Annotated in this window: 10 protein-coding genes; 7 read left to right on the forward strand and 3 right to left on the reverse strand. The window is 72.8% G+C overall.

Annotated features, from left to right (window positions below):
* Positions 1–204: 204 nt before the first annotated feature.
* Entirely contained in the window at positions 205–1,104 is a 900-nt protein-coding gene (locus ACFXA3_RS24470) for an NADP-dependent oxidoreductase (RefSeq protein WP_385190147.1), read from the reverse strand.
* A 168-nt stretch (positions 1,105–1,272) separates the two neighbouring features.
* Between ACFXA3_RS24470 and ACFXA3_RS24475 the strand changes: the two genes are divergently transcribed.
* On the forward strand, positions 1,273–1,689 hold the full coding sequence (locus ACFXA3_RS24475) for a winged helix-turn-helix transcriptional regulator (protein WP_385190125.1): 417 nt from the start codon (positions 1,273–1,275) through the stop codon (positions 1,687–1,689).
* Between the two features lie 41 nt (positions 1,690–1,730).
* On the forward strand, positions 1,731–2,468 hold the full coding sequence (locus ACFXA3_RS24480) for a Mut7-C RNAse domain-containing protein (protein WP_385190128.1): 738 nt from the start codon (positions 1,731–1,733) through the stop codon (positions 2,466–2,468).
* 93 nt (positions 2,469–2,561) lie between these two features.
* Here the strand turns inward: ACFXA3_RS24480 and ACFXA3_RS24485 are convergent, their stop codons facing one another.
* Entirely contained in the window at positions 2,562–3,038 is a 477-nt protein-coding gene (locus ACFXA3_RS24485; protein WP_385190130.1) for a hypothetical protein, read from the reverse strand.
* Positions 3,039–3,209: 171 nt separating this feature from the next.
* On the opposite strand from ACFXA3_RS24485, the gene ACFXA3_RS24490 reads away from it, so the two are divergent.
* The gene (locus ACFXA3_RS24490) at positions 3,210–3,545 is read left to right on the forward strand and encodes a YnfA family protein (RefSeq protein ID WP_385190133.1); all 336 of its coding nucleotides are present in this window, start codon (positions 3,210–3,212) and stop codon (positions 3,543–3,545) included.
* 63 nt (positions 3,546–3,608) lie between these two features.
* Positions 3,609–4,370, forward strand: coding sequence for an SDR family NAD(P)-dependent oxidoreductase (locus ACFXA3_RS24495; RefSeq protein WP_385190135.1), 762 nt, complete (start codon positions 3,609–3,611; stop codon positions 4,368–4,370).
* A gap of 157 nt (positions 4,371–4,527) precedes the next feature.
* Here ACFXA3_RS24495 and ACFXA3_RS24500 read toward each other — a convergent pair whose 3' ends face one another.
* Positions 4,528–5,721, reverse strand: a complete 1,194-nt coding sequence (locus ACFXA3_RS24500) for an RtcB family protein (protein WP_385190137.1) — start codon at positions 5,719–5,721, stop codon at positions 4,528–4,530.
* A gap of 192 nt (positions 5,722–5,913) precedes the next feature.
* Between ACFXA3_RS24500 and ACFXA3_RS24505 the strand changes: the two genes are divergently transcribed.
* The 3 genes from ACFXA3_RS24505 (at position 5,914) to ACFXA3_RS24515 (ending at position 9,252) form a co-directional block, all read left to right on the forward strand.
* Positions 5,914–6,792, forward strand: coding sequence for a DUF3558 domain-containing protein (locus tag ACFXA3_RS24505; protein WP_385190140.1), 879 nt, complete (start codon positions 5,914–5,916; stop codon positions 6,790–6,792).
* A 126-nt stretch (positions 6,793–6,918) separates the two neighbouring features.
* Positions 6,919–7,689 carry a DUF3558 domain-containing protein gene (locus tag ACFXA3_RS24510; protein WP_385190142.1) on the forward strand — a complete coding sequence of 257 codons (771 nt, stop codon included), beginning with the start codon at positions 6,919–6,921 and terminating at the stop codon, positions 7,687–7,689.
* Positions 7,690–7,803: 114 nt separating this feature from the next.
* Entirely contained in the window at positions 7,804–9,252 is a 1,449-nt protein-coding gene (locus ACFXA3_RS24515) for a DUF2637 domain-containing protein (protein ID WP_385190145.1), read from the forward strand.
* Positions 9,253–9,351 lie beyond the last annotated feature (99 nt).

The following is a 9,351-nucleotide window of genomic DNA, read 5'->3' on the forward strand; positions in this document are numbered from 1 at the left end:
CGAGGCGCACCGGGGCCGGAGTCGGGACAGTCGAAGCTCGCATGGGTCGCTCCTCGCCACTCCCCACCGAGTCTTCCACCGCGCCCACCCCCCGGCCAGCCGAGGAGGTCCCCCTGCTCACCGGCCCGCCGGCGCGTGCCGGCCGGCCACGGCACGGGCCGCCGCGTGCGCGGCCGGCGGCCCTGTCCGTGCGCGTACCCCCGGTCAGGAGGTCGTCAGGACCAGGCGGCCACGGGTGCCCGGCTCCGCCAGCAGGGCGTGGGCCTTCGCCGCGTCGGCCAGGGCGACCGTCTGCGCCACCCGGAGGGTCAGGGCGCCCGCGTCCACCAGGCCCACCAGCTCCGCCAGGTGCGCGCCGTCCGCCGCGACCTCCTGCTCCACCACCCGGATCCCGCGCTCCGGGGCCGGGCCGGCGTGCGGGCGCAGGCCCACGTAGACCCCGCCGTCACGGACGAAGCCCAGCGCCGGCTCGCCGAGGACCGCCGCGTCCAGGACCCCGTCCACCGGCTCCGCCGGAGCCGAGCCCCGCGGGACGAAGCCCGTCGCGCCCAGCGACCGTACGAACTCCTCGTCCGCCTCGCCCGCCAGGGCCGTCACCACCAGCCCCGCCCGCACCGCCAGCTGCACCGCGAACCCGCCGACCACACCCGCCGCCCCGGTGATCAGCACCGAGGAACCGGGGGCCAGCCCCAGCAGCCCCACCGCGCGGCCCGCGGTCAGCCCGCTCAGCGGGAGCCCGGCCGCGGCGACCGCGTCCACCGTGCTCGGAGCGGCCGCCACCGCCGAGGCGTCGAGCACCGCGTACTCGGCGTGCGTGCCCAGCGGCTTGACCGGCCCGTAGTGCAGCCCGACCACCCGCTGCCCCGCCGCCCAGCCGGTGACGCCCGCGCCGACCGCGTCGATCTCGCCGGCCACGTCCCAGCCGAGCCCCAGCGTCTGCCCGGCGCCGCCGAAGACGCCCACGCGGACCGCACCGTCCACCGGGTTCACCCCGGCCGCCGCGACCCGGATCCGGACCTGGCCGGCCTCCGGCTGCGGGACCGGCACCCGCACGATCTCCACCTGCTCCGGCCCGCCGAAGCCGGTCACGACGGCCGCCTGCATGGTCTTCACGGTCTGCACGTTCTCGTTCATGTTGTCTCCCCGTTTCCGGTTCGGTCTGGGTTTCGGTTTCGTTCGCTCGTTCCTGCTGAGCACTAACCTAGGGAGAGGTACTCTCCTTTCGTAAGTACGCACTTCAGGGTGCGTACCCGACCCGGAAGTGGGGCACCCATGGCCACCCGAACCGCCGCCGACCGCCGCGAAGAGGCCCGCTACGCCTACGACGCCTTCCTCAAGGAGTGCCCCACCAGCCAGCTCCTGGCCCGCATCAGCGACAAATGGGTCGGCCTCATCGTCGCCGCCCTCGCCCAGGCCGAGGACTCCTCCATGCGCTACAGCGACCTCGGCCGCAAGATCCCCGGCGTCAGCCAGAAGATGCTCACCCAGACCCTGCGCTCCCTCGAACGCGACGGCCTCGTCACCCGCAGCGTCACCCCCACCGTCCCCGTCCGCGTCGACTACCGCCTCACCGGCCTCGGCAGCAGCCTCGCCTGCCTCCTCACCTCCGTGAAGCAGTGGGCCGAGAACCACTTCGACGAGGTCAACGCCCACCGCACCACCTACGACGACACCGTCGCGACCTCGTAATCCGGCCGCGCCACCCCGCCCCCCAATGGCATGCTGACAGCGTGAACGGACCCGGCATTCAGCTCACCCTCGCCCCCGAACTACGCCTGTTCGCCCCGCCCAGCCGGCGGGCCGAACGCGTACCGACCGCCACCGACGGCTCCTCCAGCCTCGGCCACGTCGTCGAATCGGCCGGCGTCCCGCTCACCGAGGTCGGCCGGCTCCTCGTCGACGGCCGCGAAGTACCCGTCTCGTACGTGCCCCGCGCCGGACAGGACGTGGAAGTCCTCGGCGTCGAACGCCCCCAGCAGATCGAGGGCGCCCCGCTGCGCTTCCTCCTCGACGTCCACCTCGGCACCCTCGCCCGCCGCCTGCGCCTGCTCGGCGTCGACACCGCGTACGAGAACGAGGACATCGGCGACCCCGCCCTCGCCGCCCGCTCCGCCGCCGAACAGCGCGTCCTGCTCTCCCGCGACCGCGGACTGCTGCGCCGCCGCGAACTCTTCGCCGGCGCCTACGTCTACAGCGACAACCCCGACGAGCAACTGCGCGACGTCCTGGGCCGGTTCGCTCCCGCCCTCACCCCGTGGACCCGCTGCACGGCCTGCAACGGGCCACTGCACGAAGCCGACAAGGACAGCGTCGGCGACCGCCTCGAAGGCGGCACGCAGCGCTCGTACGACGTCTTCGCCCAGTGCACGGCCTGCGAACGCGTCTACTGGCGCGGCGCCCACCACGCCCGCCTGGAGCGGATCGTCAGCGAGGCCGTGGAGGAATTCGGCGGCGTGGCCACCCCGTAGGACGGCCGCGCCCCGAGCCGGCCGGACCTGCCCCGAGCCGGGCCTGCCCCGAGCCGGGCGTGCCGCGAGCCGGACACGCCCGGGGGCCCGGGGTCAGAACGCGTACGCGTCGCCCGTGTCCAGCGCCAGCACCGCGTGCTGGTTGTTGGACAGGTCCCGGTCCGACGCGCCGCCGTTCCACCACGTGTCGATCCGGACCATCACCTCCGGCACCGGCTCCTTCAGCGCCAGCAACAGCCCGACGTGCCGGCCCCGCCCGTGCAGCGGCAGCGCACCCGTCTCGCACATCACCTCGCGCAGCCCGGCCCGAACACAGCCCGCGGCCAGCTCCTGCCGGTCCGCGAGATCCGCCGACAGCCGCACGCGCAGGGTCGCGTTCGGCAGCGCGGCCGGCCCCTCGTTCTGTGGCACCACCCACACCCGCAGCAGCCCCCGCTCCAGGGACACCCGCCCGTGGTACGCCACGTCCGCCTCGGGACCGCTGCGCGCGCTCCCGAAGACCGCCGGAACCCCGGCCGCCCCGGAAACCCCGGACGCACCGGTCACCCCGAGCACCAGCAAGCCCGCCACCACCACACTCCGTACGGCACAACGGCGCACCGCCACCACCTCCACGCGCGGAGGCTAGCCAGCAGCGCCCCTCCCCGGTCGGACCATCACACGAACGAGGGCGAGCCCTCCCCCATCCGGCGGCCCAGCCGGCGGGCGGCGGCCCCGGCCCGCCTGCGTACGCTTCGAGCCATGCCGATCGCCCGCTCCGCCGCCCTGTTCGCGCTCGCCGCCGTCCTCGAGATCGGCGGCGCCTGGCTCGTCTGGCAAGGCGTGCGCGAGCACAAGGGCTGGGCCTGGATCGGCGCCGGGGTCATCGCCCTCGGTCTCTACGGCTTCGTCGCCACCCTCCAGCCCCAGGGCGACTTCGCCCGCGTGCTCGCCGCGTACGGCGGCGTCTTCGTCGCCGGCTCCCTCCTCTGGGGCATGGTGGCCGACGGGTACCGCCCCGACCGCTGGGACATCGCCGGAGCCCTCGTCTGCCTCGCCGGCATGGCCGTGATCATGTACGCCCCGCGCGGCCGCTGACCCCCGCCTATGCTGGCGGGTATTCGCCCGTACGAACGACCGAACGCCCGAGGAGCCCCGCACATGAGCACGGCCACCCGAACCGCCGTAGTCACCGGCGCGAGCAGCGGCATCGGCGCGGCCACCGCCCGGCAGCTCGCCGAAGCCGGCTACCACGTCGTCCTCACCGCCCGCCGCAAGGACCGCATCGAGGCCCTCGCCGCCGAACTGACGGCAGCCGGCCACTCCGCCGCGGCGCACGCCCTCGACGTCACCGACCGCCCGGCCGTCGACGCCTTCGCCGCCTCCCTCGACCGCTGCGACGTCCTGGTCAACAACGCCGGCGGCGCCCTCGGAGCCGAACCCGTCGCCACCGGCGACCCCGCCGACTGGCGCACGATGTACGAGGTCAACGTCATCGGCACCCTCAACCTCACCCAGGCCCTGCTCCCCGCCCTCATCGCCTCCGGCGACGGCACGGTCGTGGTCCTGTCCTCCACCGCGGGCCACGCCACGTACGAAGGCGGCGCCGGCTACGTCGCCGCCAAGAACGGCGCCCGTGTCCTGGCCGAGACCCTCCGCCTGGAGATCGTCGGCCTGCCGGTCCGCGTCATCGAGATCGCCCCCGGCATGGTCAAGACCGAGGAGTTCGCCAAGACCCGCTTCCGCGGCGACGCGGAGAAGGCCGAGAAGGTCTACGCGGGCGTGGCGGCCCCCCTCAGCGCCGACGACGTGGCCGACACCATCACCTGGGCCGTGACCCGCCCCAGCCACGTCAACATCGACCTCCTGGTGGTCCGCCCCCGCGCCCAGGCCTCGAACACGAAGGTCCACCGCGACCTCTGACGCGCGCCAGGGGCGGTGCCCAGGGCACGAGCCCGGCACTCCTGAGATGCGGCACGAGGGCCGCCGGCTTCAGCCCGGCGGCTCCCCGCGCACACGGTGGGGCCCCGACCGTGAACGGTCCGGGCCCCTCCGTCCCCCCGACAACTGCGCCCAGGGCTCAGCCCTTGATGCAGATGACCTGCCTGAGCTTGGCCACGACCTCGACGAGGTCCGTCTGCTGGTCGATGACCTGCTCGATCGACTTGTACGCGCCCGGGATCTCGTCGACCACGCCCGAGTCCTTGCGGCACTCGACGCCCTTGGTCTGCTCGGCCAGGTCCCGCGCCGAGAACCGCTTCTTCGCGGCCGTCCGGCTCATCTTCCGGCCCGCTCCGTGCGACGCCGAGTTGAACGACTTCTCGTTCCCCAGCCCCTTCACGATGTAAGAGCCCGTCCCCATGGAGCCCGGGATGATCCCGTAGTCACCACTGCCGGCGCGGATCGCGCCCTTGCGGGTGACCAGCAGGTCCATGCCCTCGTACCGCTCCTCCGCCACGTAGTTGTGGTGGCAGCTGATCTCGCGGTCGAAGGACACCTTCGCCTTCCGGAACTCCTTGCGCAGGACCTCCTTGAACAGGCTCATCATCACGGCCCGGTTGTACTTGGCGTACTCCTGCGCCCAGAAGAGGTCGTTCCGGTAGGCCTGCATCTCCGGGGTGGCCGCAAGGAACACCGCCAGGTCCCGGTCCACCAGTCCCTGGTTGTGGTCCAGGCCCCGGGCCACGTTGATGTGGAAGTCCGCCAGCTCGTTGCCGATGTTCCGGGAGCCGGAGTGCAGCATGAGCCACACCGAACCGGAGGTATCTACACAAACTTCACAGAAGTGATTGCCCTGGCCAAGGCTTCCCATTTGCCGCATGGCGCGGTCCCTGCGGAACTTCACCGCGTCCGCGACGTAGTCGAACCGCTCCCAGAAATTCCCGTACCCCTCCACCGGGAACCCGTACAGCCGGTCCGGGTCCACCGGGTCGCGGTGCATGCCCGCGCCGACCGGGATGGCGCGCTCGATCTTGGAGCGGAGGCCCGACAGGTCTCCCGGGAGGTCGTTCGCCGTCAGGGACGTCTTGACCGCCGACATGCCGCAGCCGATGTCCACGCCCACGGCCGCCGGGCACACCGCGTCCTTCATCGCGATCACCGAGCCGACCGTGGCGCCCTTGCCGTAGTGGACGTCCGGCATGACCGCCAGGCCCTTGATCCACGGAAGGGTGGCGACGTTGTGCAACTGCTGCATCGCGCCGGCCTCGACCGACGCCGGGTCGGTCCACATCCGGATCGGGACCTTCGCTCCCGGTACCTCTACGTACGACATGACGTTTCAATCCCCCGAAAACCGCAGAAAGTTCGTAATACGCAAAAAGCCTCGCTCTTAGCCCCAAAACAGACAGGAGACCGGCGCCAGCACCAGCGTGTGCGATAGACATTGTGTTCATCCGCGTCCAAAGCGCGGCAACGCATTTTCCTGACCGCCGGGCCGCCGGCCGGTCGAAGGGGGCCAGTGGACGTGCAGCGCAAGGCGGTACGGCGAGGTGTCCTGCCGGGCATCGCGATGCTCACCGCACTCGTGGCCGGTGTGACCGGCCTGACCGGGTGCACGAGCGGGAACGGTGTCGGCTCCGACAGCGACTCCAAGGCGGGCGACAGCAGTCCCGCACCCGCACCCGCCGGCAAGTACCGCAGCCTGCCCTCGCCCTGCAAGGCCGCCGACGTCAAGCGCCTGCGGGCCATGCTCCCGGCCGGGGACAGCCTCACCGACGAGCAGCGCGCCCAGTTGTACGCCGGCACCGCGGACACCTCGTACGACGGCGACCGGCACGTCGGCTGCCGCTGGACCGCGCAGGCGCCCGAGGAGACCCGGCTGCTGTCGGTCGGCTTCGAGCGCGTGGTCTCGTACGACCGGACCGTCATGAGCGACGACGACAAGGCGCGGCAGGTGTACGTGCGCCGGCTGACGGACGCGCACCTGCCCTTCCCCGGCCCCACGCCGAACCCGGCGACCAGCCCCGGTGCCCCCGCTGCGAGTCCCACGCCCGGCGCCCCCGCGGCCGGAGCCGCGACGCCCGCGGCCACGGCTCCTGTGCCGCCGGCCGGGCAGTCGCCGTCCCCGGGCGGCAGCAGCGCGTCCGCCCCGCCGCCCGAGCTCGGGTCCCGCGTCCTCGAAGGGCTCGGTACCGAGGCCTACATCGAGGACAAGCTGAGCGCGGCCGGTGCCGGTGCGGCGCAGGCGCGGACCGTGCGGATTGTGTTCCGCACCTCGAATGTGATCGTCACCGTCGAGTACAGCGTGCAGCCGTCACTGCCCGGTACGGTTCCTCCCAGTCCCGAAACCCAGGACAAGGCACGGCAGTTGGCGCAGGCGCTCGTCGAGCGGTTCAACGAGTGACAGGGGGCGCGGGGGGCTCGGCGTGACGGCGCGCACACCAGGCGCGCGCCGGGTCGGGCTACCTTTGTTCGGGTCCCGCGCCCGCACCGCGTCCACAGAACGCGCCCACAACGTACTGAAGGAACCATGCACCGATCAGCCTCGCGCCTCACTCGCGTTCTCGCCTGCGCAGCCGTCCCGGTGATCCTCACCGTCGCCGGCTGCTCGTCCGATTCGGGCAAGGACTCCGGTTCGGGCGGCGACAAGAAGCCCGGCGCGTCCGCGTCGTCCGCCAAGCCGAGCGGCAAGGCGTCGGCCGCGCTGGAGAAGCCGGCGTTCGCCACGCTGCCCGACCCGTGCAAGTCGATCCAGTCCGGGACCGTCGACACCCTCGTCCCGGAGGCGAAGGACAAGAACGGCACCGCGACCAAGTCGAACGACCTGACCACCCGTGCCAGCTGCTCCTGGAACGGCCTGGACGAGGACGGCCTGAAGGGTTCGCAGTACCGCTGGCTGTCGATCTCCATGGTCCGCTACGAGTCGCACGCCTCGCTCGGTGGCGCGAACAAGCGCGCCGAGGACCAGTACACCAAGCAGGTCGAGGCGGCGAAGGCGTCCGAGGGCGCGCACGACGTGAAGGTCGAGCAGGCCGGCGGCATCGGCGACCAGGCGACGTCGGTCGTGTACGGCGTGAAGAAGGACGTGGACTTCTTCAACACGACGATCGTGGCGCGCACGCAGAACGTGGTGGTCACGCTCGACTACAACGGTGCGGCGTACGAGGGCGCCGGTGCTCCGGATCAGGCCAAGCTGCTCCAGGACGCGATCGCCGCGGCGAAGGAAGCGGTCGGCTCGGTCGGCACCGCCAACCAGCAGCAGAAGCAGCCTGAGCAGCAGGCTTCTCCCTCCGCGCAGTAGGTCCCGGCGGATCCGGGCGGCCTAAGGGGAGGCTGACATTCAGTCACCTGCGCGGTCACCCGTACGCTGTGCCTGCCGTAGCTCGACAAGGGGAGGGGATCGCGGGTGGCCGCGATGCAGCTGACTCGTACGCACCGGATACTCATCGGCGTCGTGGTCGCAGGAGCCGTGGTGATCGCGGGGATCGGTTTCGCCGGTTCGTACGCCGCGGTGCGCGCGCTCGCCCTGCAGAAGGGGTTCGGGAACTTCTCGCTGGTGTTCCCGATAGGCATCGACATGGGCATCTGCGTGCTGCTCGCCCTGGACCTCCTCCTGACCTGGATCCGCATCCCGTTCCCGCTGCTGCGGCAGACGGCGTGGCTGCTGACCGCGGCGACGATCGCGTTCAACGGTGCGGCGGCCTGGCCGGACCCGCTGGGCGTGGGCATGCACGCGGTGATCCCGATCCTGTTCGTGGTCACGGTGGAGGCGGCCCGGCACGCGGTGGGCCGGATCGCGGACATCACCGCGGACCGGCACATGGAGGGTGTGCGGATCACCCGCTGGCTGCTCTCGCCCCTGCCGACGTTCAAGCTGTGGCGCCGGATGAAGCTGTGGGAGCTGCGGTCGTACGAGCAGGCCGTCGGCATGGAGCAGGACCGGCTGATCTACCAGGCGCGGCTGCAGGCCCGGTACGGGCGGGCGTGGCGGCGCAAGGCGCCGGTGGAGGCGCTGATGCCGCTGCGGCTGGCCCGGATCGGCGTTCCCCTCTCCCAGACCGCTCCGGAGGGGCTGGCGGCGGCGGGCATCGACCCGGTGCTGCTGCCTCCGGCGGCCGCGGCCGCTGCGGCGGCCGTTCCGGCGTCGTCGGCCCCGGCCCTGGAGGCCGGTTCCGCGGGGCCTGCGGGTGCCGCGGGCCGGGCGGGCGTGCCGGGCGGTGCGGGGGGCCCGGCGGGTGCGGCCGTACCGCAGGCGCCGGCCGCCGTGCAGGGTCCGCAGGGTCCGTCCGAGGCGCAGTTCGCGGCGGCGCAGGCCGCGGCTCAGGCCGCCGGCGTCGCGGCCGGGCCCGTGCCCGGTCACCACGCCCCGCCGCCGTTCGCGGTGGACCCGACGGCCATGCCCGCGGCCCACGACAGCGCCTGGTTCGCCGCTCCGCTGGCGCCGCAGGCCGCGTACGAGGGCGGCTACAACCCCCAGTACGTCGAAGGCCTGGAGCCGACCCCGGTGATGCCCCCGACCGGCCCGGAGGAGCCGCAGGAGCAGCTGCCGGGACAGCAGGAACTCCCGATCCCGGCGGCCCGTGCGGACGCCGGTGCCGGATCCGCGGACGGGTTCCCGGACGGGTTCCCGGACGGCTCCGTGGACGGGTCCGTGGACGAGGCGAAGTTCGCGGAGGCCGCGTACGAGGTGTTCCGGGCGTACATCGAGGAGAACGGCAAGGTGCCGAGCCCCGAGCAGATCGACATATACCTCTCGGACCGGCACGGGATAACGCACCCGCTCGCCTTCCGGACGATCAGCCGGCTGATGCCGGAGCTGAAGCAGCGCTACCAGCGCGACCTGGAGAACGAGCACATCTCCTAGCCGCCGCGCCGACGGTACGCGCAAGGGCCCGCACCCCCCCCGGGGGGGGGGGGCGGGGGGGCGGTACGCCGGGGGCCGGAGGGGGGGGGGCCGCCTGGG

The sequence above is a fragment of the Streptomyces sp. NPDC059456 genome (genome assembly GCF_042750055.1).
Lineage (GTDB): Bacteria > Actinomycetota > Actinomycetes > Streptomycetales > Streptomycetaceae > Streptomyces.

What these genes read in the sequence shown, in the direction of transcription:
- ACFXA3_RS24500 (WP_385190137.1), bottom strand. Translation starts at nt 5,721, where the DNA reads ATGTCGTACGTAGAGGTACCGGGAGCGAAGGTCCCGATCCGGATGTGG.
- ACFXA3_RS24495 (WP_385190135.1), top strand. Translation starts at nt 3,609, where the DNA reads ATGAGCACGGCCACCCGAACCGCCGTAGTCACCGGCGCGAGCAGCGGC.
- ACFXA3_RS24470 (WP_385190147.1), bottom strand. Translation starts at nt 1,104, where the DNA reads ATGCAGGCGGCCGTCGTGACCGGCTTCGGCGGGCCGGAGCAGGTGGAG.
- ACFXA3_RS24490 (WP_385190133.1), top strand. Translation starts at nt 3,210, where the DNA reads ATGCCGATCGCCCGCTCCGCCGCCCTGTTCGCGCTCGCCGCCGTCCTC.
- ACFXA3_RS24515 (WP_385190145.1), top strand. Translation starts at nt 7,804, where the DNA reads ATGCAGCTGACTCGTACGCACCGGATACTCATCGGCGTCGTGGTCGCA.
- ACFXA3_RS24510 (WP_385190142.1), top strand. Translation starts at nt 6,919, where the DNA reads ATGCACCGATCAGCCTCGCGCCTCACTCGCGTTCTCGCCTGCGCAGCC.
- ACFXA3_RS24475 (WP_385190125.1), top strand. Translation starts at nt 1,273, where the DNA reads ATGGCCACCCGAACCGCCGCCGACCGCCGCGAAGAGGCCCGCTACGCC.